Origin of the sequence: Alteromonas sp. NFXS44, assembly GCF_040148705.1 — a bacterium.
Lineage (GTDB): Bacteria > Pseudomonadota > Gammaproteobacteria > Enterobacterales > Alteromonadaceae > Alteromonas.
In genome coordinates this window covers 402021-426108 of sequence record NZ_JAGDEA010000001.1, presented here as the reverse complement: position 1 = coordinate 426108, position 24088 = coordinate 402021, and the positions used below count along the sequence as shown (strand labels likewise).

General features: G+C 50.9%; 19 protein-coding genes. 10 read left to right on the top strand and 9 right to left on the bottom strand.

All coding sequences use genetic code 11. The annotated features are described in order from the left end of the window. Positions 1–26: 26 nt before the first annotated feature. Positions 27–1022 carry a substrate-binding domain-containing protein gene (locus J3369_RS01840; protein ID WP_349583119.1) on the top strand — a complete coding sequence of 332 codons (996 nt, stop codon included), beginning with the start codon at positions 27–29 and terminating at the stop codon, positions 1020–1022. A gap of 24 nt (positions 1023–1046) precedes the next feature. On the opposite strand, the gene J3369_RS01835 is transcribed toward J3369_RS01840, so the two are convergent. After that, positions 1047–2534: a Fic family protein gene (locus J3369_RS01835; RefSeq protein WP_349583117.1), complete on the bottom strand. Its 1488-nt coding sequence runs from the start codon at positions 2532–2534 to the stop codon at positions 1047–1049. 158 nt (positions 2535–2692) lie between these two features. Further along, positions 2693–3238: a gluconokinase gene (locus tag J3369_RS01830; RefSeq protein WP_349583115.1), complete on the bottom strand. Its 546-nt coding sequence runs from the start codon at positions 3236–3238 to the stop codon at positions 2693–2695. A gap of 178 nt (positions 3239–3416) precedes the next feature. On the opposite strand from J3369_RS01830, the gene J3369_RS01825 reads away from it, so the two are divergent. The 3 genes from J3369_RS01825 to J3369_RS01815 all read left to right on the top strand — a co-directional run bounded on the left by J3369_RS01825 (position 3417) and on the right by J3369_RS01815 (position 6849). Then, entirely contained in the window at positions 3417–4781 is a 1365-nt protein-coding gene (locus J3369_RS01825; protein ID WP_349583113.1) for a GntP family permease, read from the top strand. A gap of 73 nt (positions 4782–4854) precedes the next feature. After that, positions 4855–5370 carry an NUDIX hydrolase gene (locus J3369_RS01820; RefSeq protein WP_349583110.1) on the top strand — a complete coding sequence of 172 codons (516 nt, stop codon included), beginning with the start codon at positions 4855–4857 and terminating at the stop codon, positions 5368–5370. Between the two features lie 27 nt (positions 5371–5397). Beyond that, complete coding sequence (locus tag J3369_RS01815; RefSeq protein ID WP_349583107.1) at positions 5398–6849, top strand: M20 family peptidase; 1452 nt, start codon at positions 5398–5400, stop codon at positions 6847–6849. A 54-nt stretch (positions 6850–6903) separates the two neighbouring features. Here the strand turns inward: J3369_RS01815 and J3369_RS01810 are convergent, their stop codons facing one another. From J3369_RS01810 to J3369_RS01800, 3 genes are all read right to left on the bottom strand, one after another. Beyond that, positions 6904–9135 carry an alpha-N-acetylglucosaminidase gene (locus tag J3369_RS01810; protein ID WP_349583104.1) on the bottom strand — a complete coding sequence of 744 codons (2232 nt, stop codon included), beginning with the start codon at positions 9133–9135 and terminating at the stop codon, positions 6904–6906. A gap of 56 nt (positions 9136–9191) precedes the next feature. Further along, entirely contained in the window at positions 9192–11831 is a 2640-nt protein-coding gene (locus J3369_RS01805; protein WP_349583101.1) for a TonB-dependent receptor, read from the bottom strand. Positions 11832–12020: 189 nt separating this feature from the next. Beyond that, positions 12021–13052, bottom strand: coding sequence for a LacI family DNA-binding transcriptional regulator (locus J3369_RS01800; protein ID WP_232373457.1), 1032 nt, complete (start codon positions 13050–13052; stop codon positions 12021–12023). Positions 13053–13225: 173 nt separating this feature from the next. Here J3369_RS01800 and J3369_RS01795 point away from each other — a divergent pair, with 173 nt between their 5' ends. Genes J3369_RS01795 through J3369_RS01775 form a run of 5 tightly spaced genes read left to right on the top strand, consistent with a single transcriptional unit; the run spans position 13226 to position 18751 of the window. Next, positions 13226–14323, top strand: a complete 1098-nt coding sequence (locus J3369_RS01795; protein WP_349583097.1) for an acyltransferase family protein — start codon at positions 13226–13228, stop codon at positions 14321–14323. A gap of 55 nt (positions 14324–14378) precedes the next feature. Next, positions 14379–15260 (top strand): glucosamine kinase nucleotide-binding domain-containing protein, encoded by an 882-nt coding sequence (locus J3369_RS01790; RefSeq protein ID WP_349583094.1) that lies wholly within the window; start codon positions 14379–14381, stop codon positions 15258–15260. Continuing rightward, positions 15261–16262, top strand: a complete 1002-nt coding sequence (gene nagB-II, locus J3369_RS01785; protein ID WP_349583091.1) for a glucosamine-6-phosphate deaminase NagB-II — start codon at positions 15261–15263, stop codon at positions 16260–16262. It begins immediately after the preceding gene. 3 nt (positions 16263–16265) lie between these two features. Further along, positions 16266–17387: an N-acetylglucosamine-6-phosphate deacetylase gene (gene nagA, locus J3369_RS01780; RefSeq protein ID WP_349583088.1), complete on the top strand. Its 1122-nt coding sequence runs from the start codon at positions 16266–16268 to the stop codon at positions 17385–17387. A 41-nt stretch (positions 17388–17428) separates the two neighbouring features. After that, the gene (locus tag J3369_RS01775) at positions 17429–18751 is read left to right on the top strand and encodes a sugar MFS transporter (RefSeq protein WP_303573460.1); all 1323 of its coding nucleotides are present in this window, start codon (positions 17429–17431) and stop codon (positions 18749–18751) included. 55 nt (positions 18752–18806) lie between these two features. Here J3369_RS01775 and J3369_RS01770 read toward each other — a convergent pair whose 3' ends face one another. Together J3369_RS01770 and J3369_RS01765 are read right to left on the bottom strand one after the other, a co-directional pair. After that, positions 18807–19256 (bottom strand): DMT family transporter, encoded by a 450-nt coding sequence (locus J3369_RS01770; protein ID WP_349583085.1) that lies wholly within the window; start codon positions 19254–19256, stop codon positions 18807–18809. A 13-nt stretch (positions 19257–19269) separates the two neighbouring features. After that, positions 19270–19701, bottom strand: a complete 432-nt coding sequence (locus tag J3369_RS01765; RefSeq protein WP_349583082.1) for a DMT family transporter — start codon at positions 19699–19701, stop codon at positions 19270–19272. Between the two features lie 93 nt (positions 19702–19794). On the opposite strand from J3369_RS01765, the gene J3369_RS01760 reads away from it, so the two are divergent. Continuing rightward, positions 19795–20730 carry a LysR family transcriptional regulator gene (locus J3369_RS01760; protein WP_349583079.1) on the top strand — a complete coding sequence of 312 codons (936 nt, stop codon included), beginning with the start codon at positions 19795–19797 and terminating at the stop codon, positions 20728–20730. Here J3369_RS01760 and uxuA read toward each other — a convergent pair. Further along, complete coding sequence (uxuA, locus tag J3369_RS01755; RefSeq protein WP_349583076.1) at positions 20727–21896, bottom strand: mannonate dehydratase; 1170 nt, start codon at positions 21894–21896, stop codon at positions 20727–20729. The genes J3369_RS01760 and uxuA overlap by 4 nt on opposite strands. A gap of 138 nt (positions 21897–22034) precedes the next feature. Then, positions 22035–24086 carry an FUSC family protein gene (locus J3369_RS01750; RefSeq protein WP_349583073.1) on the bottom strand — a complete coding sequence of 684 codons (2052 nt, stop codon included), beginning with the start codon at positions 24084–24086 and terminating at the stop codon, positions 22035–22037. Positions 24087–24088: the final 2 nt, after the last annotated feature.

Below are 24088 nucleotides of genomic sequence, written 5' to 3'. Positions count from 1 at the left end.
GCATAAGAAACGTAAAGAGAGACGTTATGCCTGCCAAACGCCCTACACTTCAGGATATTGCCGACATTGTTGGTGTAACTAAAATGACGGTAAGCCGCTATCTGCGGGCCCCTGACTCTGTGGCACCGTCTACGCAGGCCAAAATTGCAGAAGCTTTAACGTCGCTGGGGTACATTAAAAATCGTGTACCGGCCATTTTGTCGAAATCCTCCAGTAAGACCATTGGCATTATTATTCCTTCGCTGTCGAACCAGGTGTTTGCTGATTTGGTGCAGGGGGTTGAGAACGTCACCGCCGCCAATGGCTACGACACCCTGATTGCTCACACGGGTTATAACCCGCAAACCGAAGAAGACAAGATTGATATGATGCTGTCGTATCAGATTGACGGCCTGGTACTCACTGAAACCCAACACACACCGCGCACCAGGCAGATGCTGAAAAAGGCTGGTATTCCGGTGGTGGAAACCATGGAAGTACCCGCCGAACCGTTGGATATGGCAGTGGGTATGAACCACGAACAGGCCGCTTATGAGGTGGTTAAGCGGATGCTGGACTCAGGCAAACAGAATACGGTTTATCTTGCCGCCAGGTTAGACAGCCGTACCCTGCTGCGGCAACAGGGTTACGAACGGGCCATGAAAGAAGCGGGCTTACAGCCGGTAACGGTTTCCACTGCGGAGCATTCCAGTTTCACCCGTGGCGCACAATTGATGGCGCAGGCGTTGTCGTTACATCCGCATACTAACGGTGTGTTCTGCACGAACGATGATATTGCCATCGGCGCGATGCTGCATTGCCGTCAAACGGGAAAACAGATCCCTGCTGACATGGCAGTGGTGGGATATAACGGGCTGGATATCGGCGGCGCAACCACGCCGGTATTAACCAGCGTGCTTACTCCACGGGAAGAAATGGGAGAACAGGCAGCCCACCTGTTGCTGGCGTCGTTGCAGGGAGAGGCGGTAGCAGAGAAGCTGATCACCTTGCCTCACAGCCTGACGGCAGGGGAAACATTGTAACCGGAATGCTGTAGCGGATTATCACTAACCTGCCGGAAGAGTAATTTTGTGCTTAGAAATTTCCCTGTTGAAAGTTGCTATACCTTGATCTGGCAATTTATCAGCCATATGCCGCTCCAAAGTCTCTCGTGCTTCACCATAATCACTCCACTCAATACTTGCCGTATACGCCTGCATATTTGCAAACACTTTGACTAATGTTCTGAATCTACCGCTTCGGGTCGCCTGCCTGTGGCCATTTAAATAGCTTTCACGATGAACCGTCGGAATGATAATTTTATGTTCTTCGTTGGCCACAAGCTCTGCGTTGAGCATGATGCGGGACAATCTTCCGTTGCCATCGTCATGCGGATGGACTTCAGCCACCAAGAACTGCATAAATATGGCTCTGGGTAAACCAGCCGGCAATGATTGGTAAATGGGGAACGCTTGTGCAAATGTCCCTTCCACGTGCTCCGGTACTACAAATGAAGTCCCTCCAGCTTTATTCGGTTCAGTCTTGAATTCACCTGGCCGCTTCTCCGGGCGTTGGCTCATGATCAATGCGTGACGCTCTTTAAGCAGATTGATAAGTTCTTCAGTTGAAGATGGAACGACGCACATTTCAGAATAATCATTCACTACATCAAATACAGATAAAACGTCGTGACTATCCTGATGACGATTGTTAATCGTTTTTTTCTCGAAAATAATTTTCTCAGCTTCATCGATTTCAAATTCAGTGCCTTCAATGTAATTTGAAAAATAACTCTCGTAAAAAGAGAGACTTAGCCAGCCTTGAGTATCGTATTGATAGGGTGATGGCGTAAACTCACAGCGCTGCAAATAGTCCGCTAAAGCTTGGAAAATTGTTATACGATGTGTATCAAACGGTTCTTTCTTTGCGTGAGCGATTGCTCTCCGGCTAGCAAGGTTCTTAATGGGTTGCGTTGTCAAAATGCTACTGACAATACTATCAAGCAGTTTCGCTTCTCTTTGCATATCAAGTGTGCTGGCACTTTTGTTTGCCATATCGCGAATTCTGTTGAGCTCATCCTCTCCGTATCTGTCCAGATATGTGCAGAGTTTTTCTTCTACCCACACTTTGCCCAATGACTTCAGGGCACTAGTATCGCCATGAGCTATTTGCAAATTTTCAAGTAGCATCCTTGCAGGCGCACTTCTGAATAACTCTGGCAGAAAGTGCTCAGTTAATGTGTTGACGTTGCCGGGAATGATATTGATTGTAAGTGAGTCAGCTATTTTAACGCTTTTACGTACTTTTATATCTGCTGTAATGTAAACAGTACCATCAACGGGTTTGAGATGTTCCGCAGTGCTATGACTAGCAATTGCGTTCGGATAAAGGTAATTAACTATCTTTGACCACTGCCTGATCACCAAATCATTAATTTCTTCATAAGGGGCATTCGTATATATCCCCTGCCTGATGCGTTTGAGTGTGCCTGCAACAAATTTCTTAGATAGCGCTTTGGATTCAGCGGTATCTTTTGGGAAATATAATTCAAACATAGCCACCTCTAATAGCGAACAACTTGATATAAAACCATTATGCAGGGAATTATTTGATATAAACAGCTAATAAAGCGAAAAATTTATTATAAAAAAGGGAATGCGCATACGATCACTTGCCGGATAATGATTACCAGTAATCAACGCTTAAAAATGATTTAAATACAGTTTCGCGCTTTTAAACGCTCTGTTACCCGGCTGACAATTTCCTGCGGTGTGCTGTCGATGGTGACTGTTAATACATCCTGCTCGCTGATGTCCGGCCGTTCCAGCGCGTCAAACTGACTGTCCAACATATCCGGTTTCATAAAATGCCCTTTTCTGGCAGCCATCCGCTCTAAAATCACATGTTTCGGGCCGTCGAGAAACACGAACACCAGGTTTTTGTTATCTTTGCGAATTGCATCGCGGTAGCGCTTTTTCAGTGCCGAGCACACAATCACGCCCTTGCGGCTGCGCTGCTCCAGGTTATACACCGCATCATTGATGCGTTCGAGCCAGGGCGCACGGTCTTCATCGTTAAGCGGGGAGCCCTCGCCCATTTTTTTTACGTTGGCTCTGGGGTGTAAATCGTCGCCGTCGATGAAGGTGGCCTGCATCTCTGCCGCCAGCATCTCAGCCACGGTGGTTTTACCTGAACCACTTACGCCCATGACCACCACAGAGAAGCCTGCCGGCGGTTGTTTGCTCTCGCTTTTACTCATAATGTTGCAGCCTGCTCCACGGTTTTGGTGTTAAATAATTGTTTACCTTTTTAGCGTAACATGTACCATGTTACCGGTAACGTTACTGATTGTGAATGGCTTTAAAGCGTAATTTTTTCTGCCGGCTTTCAGTAACCGCTTCTGAACCTGTAAAACGCTGTGAATAAGAGAACGTGCTATGGATATTGGAACCGACCCTACTCACCTGTTGCTTACCGGCCTTGGCGCGGTGGTGCTGCTGGTACTGCTCATTATAAAAATGCGGGTGCATGCATTTGTGGCATTGATCCTTGTCAGCGTATTGTCGGCTGCGGTAGCCGGTATTCCGGCCGATGACATTGTGCCGGTGATGATGAAAGGGTTTGGTGGCACGCTGGCCTCTGTGGCCTTGCTGGTAGGGCTGGGCTGTATGATTGGCAAATTACTGGAAGTCACCGGTGGTGCCAGAGTGCTGGCCGATGGTCTGATCAACCGCTTCGGTGAGCAAAAAGCGCCGTTTGCGTTGGGTGTTGCGTCATTACTGTTCGGCTTTCCTATCTTTTTTGATGCCGGACTGATTGTGATGTTCCCCATACTGATGAGTGTGGCGGCTAAGTTCGGTGGCTCTACAATTAAATATGCGTTTCCCGCAGCCGGCGCGTTTGCGGTAATGCATGCCTTTGTGCCACCTCATCCCGGCCCGGTGGCCGCTGCTGATTTACTGGGGGCGGATATTGGCCTTCTGTTGCTGGTTGGTTTGCTGATTGCCATTCCTACCTGGTATCTGGGCGCGTATTGCTTTGCCCTGTATGCGGGCAAGAAAACCGTACTCTCCCTGCCGCCGCTGTATAAGAACACTGATTCTTCCACATTAACCACCCCGCCGGCATTCGGTACGGTGCTGGCTGTGCTGCTAACGCCGGTGCTGCTGATATTTATGGATACCGGTTTGAATACGTTGCAGGTATCCGGCGCAATAAGCGGCGATGCTTTATGGATAGATATTCTGCGTATGCTGGGTAAAACCCCGGTCGCGCTGTTGATCACGCTTATTCTGTGTTTATTTCTGTTCACCCGCGATCTTGGTCGTGAGAAAACCGAAGCGCTTTGCGGAGAATCGCTGGCGCCCATCTGCGGTGTGATTCTGGTTACCGGTGCCGGTGGTATGTTTGGTGGTGTACTGCGCAGCAGCGGAATTGGCGAAGCGCTGGCAGGATTATTACAGGACACAGGATTACCGGTGATTGTGGCAGCGTTTGTGATTTCTACCTGTTTACGGGTAGCACAAGGTTCTGCCACAGTAGCACTCACCACCACAGCAGCTCTGATGGCGCCCATCGTATCGGCCACCACCGGCCTTTCAGCGGTAGACATCTGCTGTATTGTAATTGCCATTGCCGGCGGCGCAACGGTGCTGTCGCACTTCAATGATTCCGGCTTCTGGCTGGTATCCCGCCTGCTGGATATGGATGAAAAGACCACCCTGAAAACCTGGACGGTAATGGAAACCCTGCTCGGCAGCATTGCATTCCTGCTGGCCGCGTTAATTAGTGTGGTGTTTTAGAAAGTTGCCCCGCCAGCATATTTTCTGGCATGCTAACCGCTAATTTCTGTCATCAAATTGATGTATTTTCTGCATGAATACAGACCCGTTGCGCTTTTGCCCGAACTGCAAAAGTGATGCTTTTTCGTTATCCGAAAACCGCTATTTTTGTGAAGACTGTAGCTTTACTTACTTCCTGAATGCTGCCACGGCGGTAGCGGGTATTCTGGTGTGTGATGGTCACCTGCTGTTTACCGTGCGTGCGAAAGCCCCGGGTAAAGGTAAGCTGGGTCTGCCTGGCGGATTTGTAGATTTTCATGAATCGCTGGAACAGGCACTCATGCGGGAAACCCGCGAGGAACTGGGCATTCATATTGCTGACTGGCAATATTTGCTGTCTGCACCCAACACCTATGATTATGCCGGTGTGCGCTATCACACCTGCGATGGCTTTTTTGTTGCCACGCTGAAAAAGCGCCCGGAATTTTCGCTTCAGGCCAGCGAAATTGCCGGTGTAAAATGGCTGAAACCGGGTGATATTAACCCGGATAATATTGCTTTCCCTTCTATGCGCCGCGCGGTGAAGGTATACATTGATTCTGTCAGTTAAACTGCCTGCTCATTTAAGGATAAGAGTATGAAACGTTTTTTCCTGTCACTGGGTGTCGTGATTGTTCTGTTGATTGGCGTACTGATTTTTAACGCCATGCGTTTCACGCCACAGCAGTCTGCCTTGTCTGCAGACATTACGTTAATCCAGCCCGACGATGAATTACTGGCTAAACAGCTGGCTGAGGCGCTGACCTTTAAAACCGTTTCCTATGAAAACGGCAACCCCGACAACTACGCCAGCTTCACCGCGTTTCAGGAATGGCTGGCCGCCACCTATCCGCTGGTATTCGAAAAAGCAGAGCTGGTGCGCCTGAACACTCACACCTTACTGTTCCGCCTGAAAGGTCAGGACGCTGCGTTAAAGCCGGTGCTGTTTTCAGCCCATTACGATGTGGTGCCTGTTAACCCGGGTACAGAGCGCGCCTGGACGTACCCACCGTTCGGCGGCGTCATTAAAAACGGTGAAGTGTGGGGCCGTGGCGCACTGGACGACAAAAATTCTGTCATCACACTGATGGCTGCTGCCACGCATTTGCTGGAAGAGAACATCGTCACGCAGCGGGATATTTATATTGCCCTTACCCATGACGAAGAGATTGGCAGCACGGACGGCGCAATTGCAGTCACGCAGTGGTTTAAAAATAAAATGATCACGCCGGCCTGGTCGCTGGATGAAGGCTCATACGTGCTGGACGGCATTGTGCCGGGTATCGATAAAGGCATTGCCAGTATTAACCTGTCGGAAAAAGGGTATTTAACACTGACGCTCACCGCAGAAGGTGAAGGCGGACACAGCTCCATGCCACCACAAGATACTGCGGTAACTATTCTGGCCGCTGCACTGATGAAGCTGCACGACGCGCCGTTACCCGGCGGGCTGGAAGGCATAAGCGAAAAGATGTACAGCGACATCGCCCGGCACATGGATTTCACCAAGCGGCTGTTATTTGCCAATATGTGGTTGTTTAAACCCCTGTTGAATTCTGTTGTAGGCAGCAGCACCAGCGGTAATGCCATGCTGCGCACCACTACAGCTCCCACCATGCTGTCAGGCAGCGTGAAATCTAACGTACTACCCGCCACCGCAACGGCCACGATTAATTTCAGGCTGCACCCGCGGGATTCGGTGGAATCTGTAACTGAATGGGTGCGCGAAGCCATTAACGATGACCGGGTAACAGTGGAAGCGGGAGAATTCACCGAACCTTCGCCGGTAGCATCCAGCAGTAACGAAGGTTTTTTACAGATGGTACAAACCACACGGGCCGTTTATCCGGATGCCATTATTACGCCGGGCCTGACCATTGCCGCTACAGACAGCCGCTTCTACAGCGAAATAACCGACAGTTACCGCTTTGCGCCTATGGTGTTACGTTCAGAAGATCTTGGCAGTATTCACGGCACCAATGAAAAGATACCGGCAGCGAACCTGGTAAAAGCCGTCCAGTTTTATACGGCATTGATGGCGCAGCAATAAGATAGGAATACGGAAAGAAAAAGCCCGCCAGCCCAACCACAGGCGGGCAGGCTGTTAACGGGAAACTTCCATCATTAACCCGTTAACGAGCAACACAGGGTTGTCCGGTTTTACCGGTGCGGGAATGGTGGTTTGCTCTGTCCACGCACTCTCCCATTCAATCAGTGCCTGCTGTTGTGCCTCATCATCAAAAGACGAGTCAGACACCACTGAAGCACGAAGGGCTGACAAGTACTGCGACCAGCGCGGCAGGTAGAAATCTTTATACATGCCTTGCCATGCTTTAGACGCATAGTCTTTCAGTTTAGGACCGCCCCACACGGTAATTTGCTGACGGGCGTTCTTCACATAAAAGTCTGATTCTGCTTTGTTGTCACCGTATGCGGCTGCATCTGACAACCAGGTATGCAGAGACTCCTGGTGCCATCCCATCAGCGCGTCCAGTTGTGTAACCAGTTTGGTGATTTGTGCCGTCAGTGCATCGCCTTTTTCAATGTCTTTCGCCTGATAAGCCGCGACGGCTTCCTGCAACATTAAATCCACATGCAGTGATACAGACTGTTTTGTCACGTCCACCAGATCGTAGATAAACAGCGGGGAATCTGCGTATTCATCAGTCAGAGACAGCAGTTCCATGATGGCTTCATCGAGGCTGGCGAGATCGCCCGGGCTACCTTCGAATTCTGTGATGTCCGTTGTAGGGCGCTTGAACAGTAAGTAAGCACCTGCTGACCCTTCCCACCAGCGCGTAGTCCAGTAACGTACCGAGTACACGCCGTCGATAAGCTTATCCCAGGCATTCAGCAGCGCCGGAGACGATTTACCGTACCGCGCGTTGGCGTAGGTGGCTATCCAGCTTTGCATGTCCGGCTTTGCCTGCCAGGGTAAATCGAACAGGAACTCATAAGCCACAGAGTTATTGTGAATACCTTCAGGGAATACACCGAAACCGGTTAACGCACCTTTATTTTCTGAATGCGTTACCACATCCAGCTGTTCCGTGTAGTCTGCAAAGTCAGCGTAAACGGGGTCTGATCCGCCGTAGTTATGAATGAATCCGAAGATCCACGGCTTACCTTTAAAGCCTTCTGTACGCTGCCACACATGATAACGGTCGTTGCCGATATCGTGGATCATGGCTTTGCTGTCCGGTACATCTTTCAAAAAGGCTTCTATAGATTCCAGATCCCAGAACTCTTCATCGGCACCGAACATCCAGCCCTGCATCACCCAGGTAGCATCCGGCGCAGCCTGTTGAATAGACTGATAAATGCGCTTTCCGTAAGAAGCCAGGTCGGCGTAACGGTTGTCTTCTGACACCGGCGGCAGCATTTCATTAAATGCATCAGATAAATAGTATTCGTGTTCGCCGTAGGTGGCGGTGTAGATTTCAATAAAGCGTTTTGCCACTTTATCGAATAACGGATCTGCCGGGTCCAGCCAGTAGGTTTCGTGTTCGAACCCTGTCCATTTCGGCATTTCGTAAATTTTTGCATCAGGGAAACGTTCGGTGAACGCTTTGGGTACATACCCGCTGAATGCCGGAACAACAGGCTTCATGCCCAGCTCGTCCATGCGGGCCAAAATTTGTTTCTGCAGTTTGTGTTTCTTATCAATCCAGCTTTGCGGTAACGGGCCTTCATGGCCTTCAATGTTACCCATGCGCTGCCAGGGCGTAAACGCAGGTCCTGAAAAGTACGTATCCAGTTCGCTGTCTGTTACACCGAACTCTTTCCACAGGGTTTGCCACACAAATTCCTGACCTTCCATTGCCACGGGGTTATTCACACCGTGCAGGGCCATCCAGTCTATTTCCTGCTCCCAGCGCGCCCAGTCCCACCAGGGTGTGGTATAACCGTAAGCACACACATTCAGATATGCGCGCTGATCAAACGGTGTAGCGATTTTCACCCCGTCGTAGTCAGCAAAATGGTCGGGCATGGCCACGCGGTTGCCTTCCCAGCTTACCGATAACGCGCCCTGCTCCCGCAGATACTGATATGCACCGTATGCCATGGCCGCATCGCTGTTGCCACTGATTTCCGCCTGTCCGTCTGTTACATTCACTTCGTACCACTCAGGTTCGTCGCCGGTAACTTTGCGGGTGGAAATGTGCCCTGCCTGACCACCGGTAACCCGGCTGAGAACAGCCTGCACAGGCGTTTGCACGGCTACGTTTTCACTTTCACTGGCACGGGGTTGCTCTGCCGGTGTACCGCAGCCACTTAAGGCGAACGCCACTGCCAGACACAGCGCACTGACCGGCATAGACATAGGTTTACGCATTGATTTTATCCTGTAAAAAACGTGCGCTGCATTAACAGGCAGCGCACACCGCGTTTTTAAAACGAGTACATTGCACTCAGATAGTAGCTTGTACCCAGTACACTGGTGGTCTGCCAGACCGGCTTCTCATCGGTGTAGTAGGCTTCTTCATCGTTACCGTTAATATTCAGTGCGCCGAAACGCAGGTTCAGTTCTTCAGTCACGTTGTAGCTCAGTACCACGTCTATCTGATCGCGGCCATCTACCACGCGGCCTTCACGGGCGAAGAACGCATCGTTGTTGTCCTGAATATACGGGCTGCGGTGGTTCAGTGCGACCCGCGCGCTGAACACTTCATTTTCCCAGTAGCCGATGAAGTTCCAGGTTTCTTCAGAAGAATTGGTCAGTACAAAATCTTCACCGTCTTCCGCATCAATAAAGGTGTAGTTTGCTGAGAAACCAAAACCTTTGATGGGCAGCCATTCGTCCAGTCCCTGGTTCCAGCCAAGCTCATAACCTTTGATGGTAGTACCGGAGTCATCGTTGTAGGTGCTGGTAATTTCATAAATATTACCTTCATTGTCGGTACAGTCTGCTGCCGTGCCGCTCAGCGCCACACCGTCATAACTGTCCGGACAAACAAACTCGGTGACAGCGCCGTTCTTAATTTCTTTCCAGAACAGGGTTAACGCCAGGCTGTCACCTTCACCGTAGTACCATTCCAGACCTAAATCTGCCTGGTCTGCGGTCATTGCCTTCATTTCCGGCTGACCCAGATCGATGGTGTAGGTAGTGGTACCGAAGGAGTTAGACGCTGAGGTTTCTGAAGCAGCGATTTGTGTATTGGACGTCAGAATAGGACGCACCAGCACTTTTGCTGCCGCAAAACGGGCCTGTACTTCATCGGTGAGCTCTAACACCAGGTTCATGCTGGGCAGGAAGTTGGTGTAGTCATAATCGATATCGTATTCACCCACCACCATGCGAATTTCTTCGTTATCCGGATTCTGCTCACCGGTGAGGTAAGTATTGATTGTCCGGTCTGTGGTTTCGTAACGTCCGCCGAAATTACCGCGGAACGGGAAATCACCTAACATGGTGTCGAACTCAAGCTCGGAGTAGAACGACAAAATGTCACGTTCGATACCGTAAGATGACTGGGCGGCAAAGAAGGTAGGAATGGTCACGCCCTCTGCTACCAGCGCATCGCGGTAAGCCTGAATATCCGGTGCGATCCAGGCATGCTGAATAGACATCTGATTATCGAGGAAGTCCGTCACCATGAAGTTATATTCAGACATCAGCGGTAAGTCTGCAGGGTCTGCATCACCAATGGCGAAACGGTCAGTACGATATACTTCGCGGTTAAACTCTTCCTGACGGTACTTCACGCCGAATGCGAAAGACGTGAAAATGTCGCCGTCGAGAATACGTTCAGCATCAAATTGCAGCGCCTTTTCGGAGGTATCCACAATACGGGTCGCACCGTTCGGGTATTCGTTACGGGGCATGTCGTAGGGATACAGCGCCGGGTCGGTGAGATCTTCATCCACATCGAAAATAACATTGCTGCTGTCGGAAATATCCATGGTGGCAGACACGGTGGTTGCCAGAATAGCGGCTTCTTCGCTTTCTGTAGCATCACCGGCGGTATAGTGCGCCACGCCTGAGATTATCCAGTTTTCCGTTTCGTATTTAGACTGCAAGGTAAAAGCTTTACTGGTCGCGCCTTTTTCTTCAATCTGACGGTTATTTTCCAGCGTGAAATCATCAATTCTCACATTGGTGTATACGCCGCCTACCGGCTCGCCAGGCAGGGTGATGTCATCACGGTCGAACAGGAATACCTGCTGGTTCAAATCCTGGTAAGTATCGTCGTCGGCATAAATGGCAGTAAACGTAGTTTCAAAACTGTCAGTCGGACGCCACTGCACGGCACCGTTCATCAGATAACGCTTGGTTTCACGGTCGATACGACGGTAACGGGGACGGCGGGGATAATCATTGCCTTCGTCGTCCTGGAACCAGCGGCCCATCCAGAAGTTATCTACGCGGTCATCCAGTTCCTGATAACCGGCGTTAAGGAAAATACCCACGGTATCGTCAGCAAACTGGTCGATATAAGTAATGTTTCCTTTCGGCGTAACATCGTCAGTAGGTGAAAATTCTGAATACTGACCTTTTACCGATGCCACAATTTTACGCTCGCCGTAAGACAGCGGCTTGGTAGTATCGATGTTGATTGTGCCGGATAAACCACCGGTATCCATGTCAGCACTGGGAGATTTAATCACCGAGATGGCAGAGGCCAGTTCTGACTGAATAATGTCGTAACGGAAGCCTCCGGTGAAATCGGCGTTTGCCATTGTCTGACCATTAACGGTCGTCCGCGCATATTGCGCACCTAAACCACGCACACTGATCGTGGAGCCACGACCGTTAATGTTGGAAATCTGTACACCGGGAATACGCTGAATAGCTTCAGCAATGTTCTCGGTAGGGAATTTACCGATATCTTCTGAGGTGATGATATCGGCAACTTTGGTTTCATCACGCTTGATCGCCGCTGCCTGCACAAGGCTGGAGCGGTAAGTCACGTCGATGCGTTCAATCTGGTCTTCATCAGGCGTTGCAGTTTCCTGCGCAAAAGCAACAGGGTTCAGAGCACAGAGCAGCGCGCTGGCAATGAGGGTTTTCTTCGGAAGTGCATAGTTCATTTGCGTTTCCCATCAGTTCAACACTTTTATCGTTTCAGCTTCAGGCAACGTCGCTGAATATGTTTTCTTTTATTTTTGTTTTACGGTGATTTTTTCATCATCCCGTTTTTGACGCTATCACCGCGTGTCAACGTTGTCAAACATCAAAATGAAAAATTTATGACACGGTGGTTCCGGAATATCAGGAAATTAATTCAGCGGCGCAGCGGAATCTCTGACAACCAGTTCGAGGCTGAAGCCTTTAGATTCCACGGTGTGAACATCTTTCGCCTGCATCATCTTGATCACCATTTCGGCGGCGGAAGCGGCGATATCAAAATTTGGCTGATTGATGGTAGTGAGGTGTGGCCAGGTTTGAATTGAAAACGGACTGTTTTCGAATCCGGCCACGGAAACATCTTCCGGCACCCGAAGCTGATTCAGGCGCACCATGAACACTGCGCCGGCTGCGATTTCGTCGTTACATGCAAAAATAGCGGTGGGTTTATTGTCATTACTGAGAACCTGCTTTGTCATCGCCATACCGGAATCAAAGGTAAATTCGCCGTCTACGATGAGGTTCTTGTCCACTGCCAGCCCCCGTGCTTCGTGTGCTTCACGAAAACCGCGCAGGCGACCCAGGCTGGATTCATGAGAGGCATGATAGCCGAGAAACGCAATACGCTTGTGCCCGAGATCAAGCAGATAGTCTGTCATTTTCCGGCTGGCCTCCACATCGTCCACATGGACCACAGGGGCAAGTGTATCCGGCGCTTCTGAACCGGACAGGATGCGTACAACCTTGGCATCCCGGTTCAGCAGAAAAGTAACCAGTTCACGGTTTTCGGATAACGGCGGCGTAAGAATCACCCCGCCTATCTGATTTGACCCAATCATGGCCGCCAGCTCTTTACCCACTTCTTCGGAACGGGAGTCGGTGGGATGAATAACCAGTTCAAACCCGCGCTTGCGGCACTCTGAAATGATGCCGTTCTGCATCTCAATCACATAGTGACTGTTCGGGTTGTCATACACGAACGCCAGTGAGAAAGGCGCTTTACGCATGGTACGTGCAGTGTGATTAGGCTGATAATTCAGTTTCTGAATACATTCCTGCACTTTGGTGCGTACTTCATCGCTGACGCTGGCTTCGTTGTTGACCACACGGGAAACGGTTTTAAAGGAAACCCCCGCTAACTTGGCCACATCCTTAATTGTCGGCTTCTTCATAGTGACTGCCATGATCAAAAAAATTCCTGTCTTTCAGGAGCATAAAGGCTATGGAGACGGCCCGCAACATTCCTGTCCTGCCATTCCCCTGTCTTATCGTATTTTATTCCACCAAAATAACATTTGACAACGTTGACAAAGCAAGGTTAACGTAAAAACCCTGATGACTAAAGAAGCAGTTGATCATGACAAACACGGCTGATAACACCGGAAAGAAAAACCGTTTATTGTCGCTGGATGTATTCCGCGGCCTGACTATCATGGCCATGATTGTGGCAAACAGTCCGAATACCTATGGTGAGTTGTCCCATGCATACTGGGATGGCATTCACTTCGCCGACCTGATATTTCCCTTTTTCATCCTCATTGTGGGTGTGGCAATCAGTTTAGGCTTTAAGAATATTCATGCTGATTCCCCCAATCTGAAACCTGTGCTGCAAAAAGTGTGGAAACGCACCTGCATTATGTTCGCCCTGGGATTAGTGGTGAACCTGTTCTACACCCACTTCGAGCAGGTTCGTATTCCTGGCGTGTTGCAACGTATCGCACTGGTGTACCTGGTGTGCTGCTATCTGGCGGTTTACTGCTCTGTGCGTACGATTATTAAAACCGGCATTGCCCTGCTGGTGCTGTACTGGCTGTTTGTGCTGTTTGTGCCGGCCCCGGATTTACCCGCCGGTCACCTGGAACGGGGCGAGAACATTATTAACTGGTTCGACAGATTCATGCCCGGCATGCTCTGGCGTGGCGAATGGGATCCTGAAGGTTTACTCAGCACCTTCCCTTCTGTGGTTACCGGCATCATGGGTATGCTTATCGGCCGCATTATCATTGCCGCCAAAGGTGAGTTAAGGGACGCCGTGATGCACCTTTTCTTATTCGGCTTTCTTACCTTTTGTGCCGGTTGTGTGTGGAGCCTTGGCTTTCCGTTCATCAAGCAAATCTGGTCCAGTTCTTTCGTGCTGGCCACCGGCGGGATTGGCGCAATGATTCTGGCGGTGATGGTGTGGTACACCGATATTAAAGGCCACCGTGCCGGCACGGCCATTCCGGTAATCTTTGGCGCCAATGCGATTACCGCCTATGTGCTGCACGTCATTATCGAAAAGTGCCTGGACTGGGAAATAGCCGGCACATCTGTCCATGCGGCATGGGTTGAGTGGTCTTTACAGGCAGGCTTCAGCGAATTTGCCAGTGCCACTACCTGGGTAGTGATGTTTGTGGGTATTTGTTTTATTCCCTTGTACTGGCTCTACCGCAAACAGATTTTTATCAAAATCTGATCTTACACCGTTTTTTATTCTCTATTTTATCTATCCAACAGCAAGGAACCCGTGAGTGATTCAGCAACAGTATTTTCTTGGTATCGATGGCGGCGGCACTAAATGCAAAGCCCGCCTTGAATCCCTGAACGGCGAACTGCTTGGCGAAGGGCTTTCCGGCCCGTCTAATCCTGCACAATCTGCAGAGACCGCATATAACTCGGTGAATGCCGCTGCCATGCAAGCATTAAAGGAAGCCGGACTGCCGGCGGGTGCACTGTCACAGGTGCATGCCTGCCTGGGACTGGCCGGAGTGAACATTCCGGCCTACCGGGAAATTGCAGAAAAGTGGCAGCTTCCCTTCGCCAGTACCATGATTACTACCGATTTACACATAGCCTGTACCGGCGCACACGGTGGCAGCGAAGGTGCCATTTTAATTACCGGCACGGGCAGTTCGGCCTTTGCCAGCGTGAATGAAGTACATACCTGTATTGGCGGTCACGGATTCCCGCTGGGCGATAAGGCCGGCGGCGCCTGGCTGGGCTGGCGGGCAATCAGCCACACCCTGGAAGCGATGGATGCGTTACAACCGGTTTGTGATTTCACGCAGGCGGTGTGTCAGCAACTTAACGTAATAACACCGGAAGATATTGTTGCGGAGGCCCTGCACTACCGCTCCGGTGATTACGCCGCACTGGCACCGCTGGTACTGGACTTTGCGAAGCAGAACAACGCCGGTGCGCAGGCCATTGTTAATGAAGGTACTATGTACCTCACCAAAATGCTGACAAGATTACAGGCGCTGGATGCACGGCGTATCACCATGATTGGCGGACTGGCATCGTACTGGAGCAGCCAGATCCCTGATACTATTCAACGGCTGCTGAGCCCCGCATTGTGTTCCCCTGAATACGGTGCGGTTTCGCTGGCACGGCAGGCATTTAAGGAGGCCTGAATGGCACACGCAACAAAAATGGCTGCTGAAGCGTCGCAGACCCCTGACGTTTTTCGCACACAATTACGTGACAACGCAGCGCAAATCACTGCGCTGGCGGCAGCAATTAAGCAAAAAGACCCTGAATTTGTGTACATGATTGGCCGTGGTACATCTGACCACGCCGGTGTCTTCGGTAAATACCTCATTGAAACTGAGCTGGGTTTACCGGTAGCCGCCGCAGCACCGTCGGTGAACAGTGTATTCGGTAAGTCACTGCGTTTACAAAAAGCGTTAGTGTTCGTGATTTCCCAGTCTGGCCGCAGCCCTGACATTCTTGCTCAGGCAAAAATGGCGAAGAAAAAAGGCGCGCTGGTTGTTGCGCTGGTAAACGATGAAAGCTCACCGCTGGCAAATCTTGCTGATTTCTTCGTGCCCCTTAAAGCCGGCCCTGAAGTGGCAGTGGCTGCCACGAAAAGCTATCTCGCCAGTTTATATGCTTTGCTGACCATTGTAGCTGCGTGCTCAGACAACCAGGCACTGCAGGAAGCGCTGAGTGCGTTGCCCGCCCGGCTTGAGTACACCATTGTACAGGCGCCGGTACTTACCGCTGAGGTACTTCAGCCTATGGAGCGCTGCGTAGTACTTGGCCGTGCATTTGGTTATGCGGTGTCCCGCGAAATTGCCCTTAAAATGAAAGAAGTACTTGGCGTTCAGGCCGAAGCGTTCAGCAGCGCAGAGTTCCTGCACGGACCGGTAGCCTTGCTTAACCGTGGCGTAGCCATTATTGACGTGCACGTGCCGGATGCTTCAGCCAGTTTTCACAGCGGCCAGATAGAAGAAGTGAAGCGCCGTGGCGCGCCGGTATTTCCACTGTTAAAAGTAGATGACGAGGTGCATCCGCTGGTTGCGCCATTGCTGATCATGCAGCGTTTTTATCTGGATATCGAAATTGCAGCGAGAACCCTTAACATGGACCCGGATAATCCGGTAGGCTTGAAGAAAGTCACGGAAACGGTTTAATTCATGGGTTATTTTGCCTCACAATTTTTTGATGGCTACCGCCTGCAAAGCAACGTGGTATTCACGGTGGAAAACGGGCGCATTGCGTCGGTGACACCTGATGCGGAACCGGGGCAACACGATGTGCTGGATGGCCTGATCATGCCAGCCATGGTAGATGTGCAGGTTAATGGTGGCGGCGGTGTGCAGTTTAATGAAGCGCCGGTGGCAGATTCATTGTTGCAGATGTCCCGTGCGTACCTGACTACCGGTACAGGCAGTATTATGCCTACGCTGATCACAGACGATATTGCCGTCATGTCTGCCGGTGCGGATGCTATTGCTGAAGCGCATAAGGCCGACCCTGGCGCTATTCCCGGCGTACACTTTGAAGGCCCGCACCTGTCTTCGGCGAAAAAGGGCATGCACAGTGCGGCGCATATCCGCCCCCTGAGTGACGATGAGTTTACCCTTTTTACCCGCAAAGACTTAGGCCGGGTGTTACTTACCGTTGCGCCGGAAACCGTATCTCCTGAAGACATCACCCGTCTGGTGGACGCGGGCGTAATTGTATCGGCCGGTCACACCAACGCAGATGCAGACACCTGTTTTAAAGCCTTTGATGCCGGTGCAACCGGCGCAACACACCTCTACAATGCCATGTCAGCCCTTACCAGCCGGGAACCCGGCGTAGTGGGCAGCGCGTTATACCGTGATGATGTGTATTGCGGATTGATTGTTGATCATCAGCATGTGCATCCGGTAAGTGCCACTCTGGCCATCCGCCTGAAGGGTGACGACAAGCTGATGCTGGTGACCGATGCCATGGCCCCGGCGGCCAGCGATGCTGACCACTTTATGTATCAGGGCATTAAGGTACTGCGTCAGGGACCAACGCTGAAACTGGCAGACGGCACACTGGCCGGTTCGGTACTGACCATGGAAGAAGCCATTCAGCATACCCGTTTTGATTTGAACATTGCGCTGGAAAGCACCCTGAAAATGGCCACTTCAACACCGGCAAACTTTCTTGGGCTTTCATCAAGTATCGGCACATTACAAACCGGCTCGCAAGCCAACTGGATAACGGTAAACGACGCCTTGCAGGTTCAGCGCGTCTGGCGTAACGGAATTTGCATGTCGTAAGGCTTGCAGGGCCCGTCCCTTTTAATCTGAAGGAAATAATAATGACAACAGGTAAAACCTCTTCTTCCGGCAGTGCTGTATTGCTGCCCATGGCCATAATCGGCACCTTGTTCTTTGTGTTTGGTTTCATTACCTGGCTGAACGGTGCGCTAATACCTTTTCTGCAAATTGTCTGTCAGTTGTCGGGCATGGAAGCGCTGCTGATTGCATTCAGCTTTTACATTGCGTACGTCGTCATGGCTCTGCCCATGTCGTTTGTGTTAAATAAAACCGGGTACCGCAATGCCATGTCGCTGGGTCTGGTGATGATAGCCGCCGGTTGCTTTTTGTTTGTGCCGGCTGCAGAAACCCAAACCTTTGCCCTGTTTATCACCGCACAGTTTATTGTGGGTTCAGGACTGACTATTCTTCAAACGGCATCTAATCCGTATCTGGTAAAAATCGGGCCCTCGGAAACCGCTGCAGCCCGCATATCGATAATGGGCCTGCTGAATAAAGGCGCAGGCTGGCTGGCACCGGTGGTATTTACCGCATTGGTACTGGGGGAATTCTCCGGCGTAACGGCGCAGAGTATTGCTGCTTTACCGGAAGCAGAGCGGGCTGCGCAAATTCAGTCTCTGGCTGACAGCCTGGTAACACCTTATATCGGCATGGCTGTCGCGCTGTTGTTACTGGCGGTAGCGCTGCGTTTTTCCGGATTGCCTGAGCTGGATTTAGACAAAGAAGATGAAAGCCTGGATGCCAGCGGCATGAAAAACGGCTCTATTTTACAGTTTCCCCAGCTGGTGCTGGGTGTGGCTGCATTGTTTTTCTATGTGGGCGTGGAAGTGATTGCCGGTGACACTATCGGGCTTGCCGGTTCTGAACTTGGCGTAGAAGGCGCATTGGGGCTGACCTCCTATACCATGTTCTTTATGGTAATAGGTTACACCCTGGGACTGGTACTGATCCCGCGGGTATTAACCCAACATCAGTTACTTACCCTGTCAGCGGTACTGGGCATATTACTCGCGGTTGCCATCCCGTTTACTGACCCTGCCAGTGACAGTATTTCTGCCGTTATCTGGGGCTGGACCGGTGTCACCACGCTGCCGGATCCGCTGGCCTGTATCGCCCTTCTGGGCCTCGCCAACGCCATTGTCTGGCCGGCGGTGTGGCCACTGGCACTGGAAGGCCTCGGTAAATTCACTGCCCGTGGTTCAGCCCTGTTGATCATGGGTATTGCCGGTGGCGCAGTGTTACCAATGGTTTTCGGCGCGATTGCTGATGCATATGGTGTTCTGAATGCTTACTGGATGACCATTCCCTGCTACGCGTTCATTCTGTTCTATGCGCTGAAAGGTTGCCGTATAAAGCACTGGTAACTTATTGATGCGGAGCTGCATGGCTCCGCACCTTTGCCTCTTCAGTTTCCGGCTTTTATTCTGCTCGTTTATTGCTGCGGTAGACAAAATACAGTGCACCGGCCAGACACACCATGGCAAGGATACGGTTCGTGCTCAGTGCCACGGCTTCATTTCCCAGCCAGCCGAAGTTATCAATAAGCAGGCTCATGGCGAGTTGCCCGAAAATAACACCCAGTGTGGCCAGAGCAACGCCAAGGCGTTTTACCGCAACGATCATAATAAGTATGTAAGGCACGCCGCACATAGCCCCCAGCAATTGCCATTTGGGTACGTCCAGTAACGTACTGGCATGGGCCGGTTCAAAATAAAAGATAAGTAACGCAGTTAATACTGCGCCGCCTGAAAAGGTAAGAAAGGCCGTTTTGTACACACCCACCCGGCTTCCCAGTTCACCATTAACCGATGCCTGAACACTTAAAGTTGCGCCACCAATGACAGCCAGAATGACAAATAACAGGGTCATAGTTATCTCCGTATTATTGTGAAATTAAGATAAGTGCTGCGACAATCAGCACCAGAGCTGCCAGGCGGTCTTTGTCTATTTTACGCTGCTTACCACCGAACCAGCCGAAGTGATCAATAAGCAGGCTCTTCCCGATTTGTCCGGTCAGTATTGCTATCATGGTCATGGCCACACCGATTACCGGCGTAGCCAGCGTCAGGGATACCACATAGACTGGTCCCAGGATGCCGCCGGTTAGTGTCCATCCCGGTTGGGAAAAGAATGATGCGCTGTTACGGTCGCTGAAGAACAGCATTAAAAAGAATGTGAGTGCGGAGCCCACGGCAAAAATGCTGAACGTTGCCCATAGCTCTCCAACCTCACTGCCGAGCGGCCCCAGCAGTCCGGCTTCCACAGACAAGCCTGCGCCCCCTGCGACAGCCAGCATCAGTATTAAAATGTGCATATCTGTGCTCTCCTGAAAAAAGTGTATTTTAACCATTGCTAAATGTGCGAAAAACACGATAATTCAGAAAAGATTTTTGCATATTACGCACAAATGAATTTATTGAATCAAGTTACACTCCGAACTCTCAAGCTATTCATCGCGGTTTATGAAGCCCGCAGTTTGTCAGCCGTCGCCAGGCAGGAAGGGGTTTCACCGTCTCTTGTTTCCAGAGCTATTCAGCAACTGGAAGATGCCACGGGGCAGCCGCTGTTCTATCGCAACACCCGTTCGCTGGCTCCCACCGAACAGGGGAAAATATTCTTTCGCTATACGTCAGAAATTGAAAAATCTTTGATGGAGATGCAGCAGCATTTACAAGACTTCGATGGGGAACCCGGTGGCATACTGAGAATAGACGCACCGGTTCAATTCGGACAACATCATGTTGCCCCGTTTCTGGCGGAATTTTCCGAACTGTTCCCGGATGTACAGGTTGAGCTTACATTAACAGATGCGTTTATCGATCCTCATGCAGGTGACGCCGATGTGATTATCCGCATAGGTGCCCTGCCCGACTCTACCCTGCGGGCAAGAAAAATCTGCGAACAACGTTACTTTCTGGCGGCATCACCGGCTTATCTTAAGAACAATACACCGCTGACATCCCCTGCTGATTTAAAACAGCACCGGTGCCTGGTGTATAAAGGCTTCAGCGGCACTAACCCGTGGTTTTTCCACGAGCCTGATTCGGGCTGGACACAACAACAATTTGTACCGCTGATGACGTCTAACAATGCGGAAGCGCTGCTGACGGCTGCGCGGGAAGGAATGGGACTGGTTTTATTCCCGGACTGGCTGGTTGGAGAGAGTGTGCGGGAAGGCAAACTGATCCCTGTGCTGGATGCGTTTAAACCGGCTATCCGGAAATCGCCGCAGGATATTCACTTTGTTTATCCGAAATCACAGCACACGCCGGTTAGCGTGCGCCATTTCATTGATTACATGTTGTCGATATACGGCGATACGCCGTACTGGGCAATCGACTAGTGCTTTGCATTCATGTAGGACACGGCGCAAATAAGCCCGCGCAGTTCTGCAAGACCTTTCAGACGACCAAGGTAGGAGTAGCCGGGTTTCAAATCCGCTTTGCCCTGCTCATCACTTAATGTGTGGCCATGGTCAGGGCGCATGGGAATTTGGCATCCCAGACTGGACTCGCACTTCAGCAGCGCCTGTACCAGCCCCACCATATCATTGTCGCCGTCCAGATGGGCTGCTTCATAAAATGAACCGTCATCTTCCCGTTTTACATTGCGTAAATGCACAAAGTAAATCCGCTCTGCAAACTCATTAACCATGGCGATAAGGTCATTGTCGCCTCTGGCACCGTAGGAGCCGGCACACATGGTGAGGCCGTTTGCAGGACCAGGCACCGCTTCGAGGATCTTCCTTGCATCCTGTTGGGTAGACACCACTCTGGGCAAGCCGAAAAGTGAAAACGGCGGATCATCAGGATGAATACACATTTTCACACCGGCTTCTTCCGCCACCGGAATGACAGCTTCAAGGAATTCAAACAGGCTGGCCCGTAAACCGTCCTCGCCGAGATCGATAAACTGCTGGATAGTATCTCTGATCCCTTCGCGGTTATAAGAGCCTTCACCACCGGGTAATCCGGCAATGATATTTTTCTCCAGCATTTCCCGTTCAGCGTCTGACATTGCATCAAAACGGGCTTTCGCCTTGTTCAGCATATCAGAAGAATAATCATTCTCAGCACCCTGACGCTGCATTACAAACACATCGTAAGCAGCGAAGTCTGAATACTCAAAGCGTAATGCATAGCTTTTATCAGGAAGTTGATAAGTCAGATTCGTGCGGGTCCAGTCCACCACCGGCATAAAATTGTAGCACACGGTCGTGACACCGGCAGCGCCGGCATTGCGCACCGACGTTTTATAGTTTTCGATAAGCTCACGATAATTACCGGTACGACTTTTTATGTCGTTATGCACAGGAATACTTTCAATAACATCCCATTGCATGCCGGCATCTTCGATCATCGCTTTACGGGATTTTATCGTTTCGAGTGGCCAGGCTTCACCGGTGGGCACATCATGCAACGATGTCACGATACCGGTCGCGCCTGCCTGGCGGATTTTTTCAAGCGTAATGCTGTCGCCGGGTCCGAACCAGCGCCATGTTTCAATCATCTGCAACCTCAAATTTGGTCATGCCAATTATAAAGAGACTACTGCATAAGCAAGTAAAAGACAATTAAAAACCCTATTTGGCCTTACCAAAATATTTATATATGAAACTTAATCTGCCACCTGGTAGTGGGATGTGAATTAAGCGCGGGCTTCTTTGATCATGGTTGCCGTACGGCGAAAAGAATAATGCAGGCGGGTGAAGATACCGTCTATGAGAGCCAGATTTTCTTCCGGCGCACCTTCCGCTTTAAGAGTGTCGATAATCCGCTTATTTACCGGGGCAAGAAGGTCTGTATCGTCCCCTTTTGATGCAGCCAGAAAAGAGGCCGCCAGCGCTTGCTGCCACTCCTGCTCAAGACCAGTTAGTGAGCGCTCACTCAAACCACTCATTAAACGCCGGATCCGCATAGAAGCGTGTCCGAGGTTCAGGCCTGTCAAGCCCAGGTCGGTTAGTGTCCGGTAACCTGAGGTTACATTCTGCTCGTAACTGGTGAGTCGCAGAAGCCGGTCACACATACGCGCATTGAACCAGTCTTCATCATGACCGGGACTGCCAATTTTAAGCAAATCCTGATAAGTCACTGAAAGCAGACGTGACTGAATCCAGTTCGCGCCGGGCCCGGCAAATAACTTAAATATCCAGTATAAAATCATCACGCCGGTGAGGATCGCCAATGCGCTGCTGGTGGTGTAATCCACGGAAAGTGAACGGCTCATGTCATTGGCCGGTTGCACCAGGATCACAAACGGAATGCAAAAGCCGATGCCGTAGGGCAGAAACGCCCGGTGCGACAGCAGCATTAAACCTGAAAACAGCGGGCCGGATAAAATAAGCACCAGAATAGCAAAGTCACCGCTACTGGCGGCTATCAGGTTCAGGGCGTAGAAAATGGCTACAGGGATAGCAAAGCAGGCACCGATGAGTACACCACGTATGGCCCGGGTGACCACCACGGGTGCGAGTCTGGCGAACATGATGGAAAATATCACCGGCAAGATCATCAGCATGATGGCTGCCGGTGAACCTGTGCCTACCCATAAAAATGCGCCGGTGCTGAAAACCAGGCAAGTGCGAAAGCCTGTGGTCACTGCTACCAGCCAGTCGCGGTGCGGTTTAATACCTGAAGCTTTTAGCGTGGATTTTTCTCCCCGCTCCAGTGCCCGGTAAGCACGGAGTATGACCACTAAATCTGCTACCATTTCCTGCGCGGTGCGGCACAAACGGAATTCTAATGTGGTCAATTGGTCAGACTGGAAAAGCTTGCTCCATTTGCGTCTTTGCTTCTGTGCCAGCTCATAGCATTCGTCGAAACTTTTCAGGCTGCCAATGAGGCCCACATCGTTTCTCAGTTGAGTGAGCAGAGACATCATATTCTCTGACAGCAGTTCAGGATTATTCCGTTGCAGCCGGCCGAATATTTGTACTACAGCAATTAACGACAGGATTTTATTACAGATGACGGTGGCCGCGCGGGATTTTCCCGGCCCGTCCGGACCTTCAAAAACGACAGCACTGGAGTCGTCACTCAGCGCCGTTAGAGACTGTAAGGTATCGTCAATGTGCTTGTGCCGCTCATCGTGTGAACCGTCAGGGTCTAATTCTACCGACAGATAAGCCATCGTCTGGTTAACGGTGTTTTTTGCATGATCAACCAGCACCTTCTCTACCCGCTGGGGCCATAAAATCAGCGAAACCAGCATGGCGCACACCGACCCCACGATAAGCTCACTGATCCGGGATTGCGCAATATCAAAAATGCTCTGGCTGCTTACTGCGGAAGGCGTTGCCATGGTCAGCAGAATAATAATACAGGGCGTGACGCAGGCCATGGCAAAGAGGTAAATAAAGTTCACCCGCCGCACCAGTGATGACAGGCCGGAATTCAGCCAGGTCCACAGCGCCAGGCAAAACAGGGAAATCCCTGAATAGGCATGAAAATAATGCAGCACCACCATGGCGAAGGCACCGCCAATGAGGGTGCCGAGGATCTGACAAACGGTTTTTTCCAGCACCATGCCGGCTTCCGGACGCACCTGCAGAAAAACCGCAGAGACCAGCGCCCAGTAAGGCCGTTCAAGGTCCATCCACATAGCCACATACATTGCCATCGCCATGGAGATAACCCCTTTGAGGGCAAAAATTAACGAAGCGCGTGAAGGCCTTAAGTAGACAGCCAGGAAGGCAGGCAACG

What these genes read in the sequence shown, in the direction of transcription:
- J3369_RS01840 (WP_349583119.1), top strand. Translation starts at nt 27, where the DNA reads ATGCCTGCCAAACGCCCTACACTTCAGGATATTGCCGACATTGTTGGT.
- J3369_RS01835 (WP_349583117.1), bottom strand. Translation starts at nt 2,534, where the DNA reads ATGTTTGAATTATATTTCCCAAAAGATACCGCTGAATCCAAAGCGCTA.
- J3369_RS01830 (WP_349583115.1), bottom strand. Translation starts at nt 3,238, where the DNA reads ATGAGTAAAAGCGAGAGCAAACAACCGCCGGCAGGCTTCTCTGTGGTG.
- J3369_RS01825 (WP_349583113.1), top strand. Translation starts at nt 3,417, where the DNA reads ATGGATATTGGAACCGACCCTACTCACCTGTTGCTTACCGGCCTTGGC.
- J3369_RS01820 (WP_349583110.1), top strand. Translation starts at nt 4,855, where the DNA reads ATGAATACAGACCCGTTGCGCTTTTGCCCGAACTGCAAAAGTGATGCT.
- J3369_RS01815 (WP_349583107.1), top strand. Translation starts at nt 5,398, where the DNA reads ATGAAACGTTTTTTCCTGTCACTGGGTGTCGTGATTGTTCTGTTGATT.
- J3369_RS01810 (WP_349583104.1), bottom strand. Translation starts at nt 9,135, where the DNA reads ATGCGTAAACCTATGTCTATGCCGGTCAGTGCGCTGTGTCTGGCAGTG.
- J3369_RS01805 (WP_349583101.1), bottom strand. Translation starts at nt 11,831, where the DNA reads ATGAACTATGCACTTCCGAAGAAAACCCTCATTGCCAGCGCGCTGCTC.
- J3369_RS01800 (WP_232373457.1), bottom strand. Translation starts at nt 13,052, where the DNA reads ATGGCAGTCACTATGAAGAAGCCGACAATTAAGGATGTGGCCAAGTTA.
- J3369_RS01795 (WP_349583097.1), top strand. Translation starts at nt 13,226, where the DNA reads ATGACAAACACGGCTGATAACACCGGAAAGAAAAACCGTTTATTGTCG.
- nagB-II (WP_349583091.1), top strand. Translation starts at nt 15,261, where the DNA reads ATGGCACACGCAACAAAAATGGCTGCTGAAGCGTCGCAGACCCCTGAC.
- nagA (WP_349583088.1), top strand. Translation starts at nt 16,266, where the DNA reads ATGGGTTATTTTGCCTCACAATTTTTTGATGGCTACCGCCTGCAAAGC.
- J3369_RS01775 (WP_303573460.1), top strand. Translation starts at nt 17,429, where the DNA reads ATGACAACAGGTAAAACCTCTTCTTCCGGCAGTGCTGTATTGCTGCCC.
- J3369_RS01770 (WP_349583085.1), bottom strand. Translation starts at nt 19,256, where the DNA reads ATGACCCTGTTATTTGTCATTCTGGCTGTCATTGGTGGCGCAACTTTA.
- J3369_RS01765 (WP_349583082.1), bottom strand. Translation starts at nt 19,701, where the DNA reads ATGCACATTTTAATACTGATGCTGGCTGTCGCAGGGGGCGCAGGCTTG.
- J3369_RS01760 (WP_349583079.1), top strand. Translation starts at nt 19,795, where the DNA reads ATGAATTTATTGAATCAAGTTACACTCCGAACTCTCAAGCTATTCATC.
- uxuA (WP_349583076.1), bottom strand. Translation starts at nt 21,896, where the DNA reads ATGATTGAAACATGGCGCTGGTTCGGACCCGGCGACAGCATTACGCTT.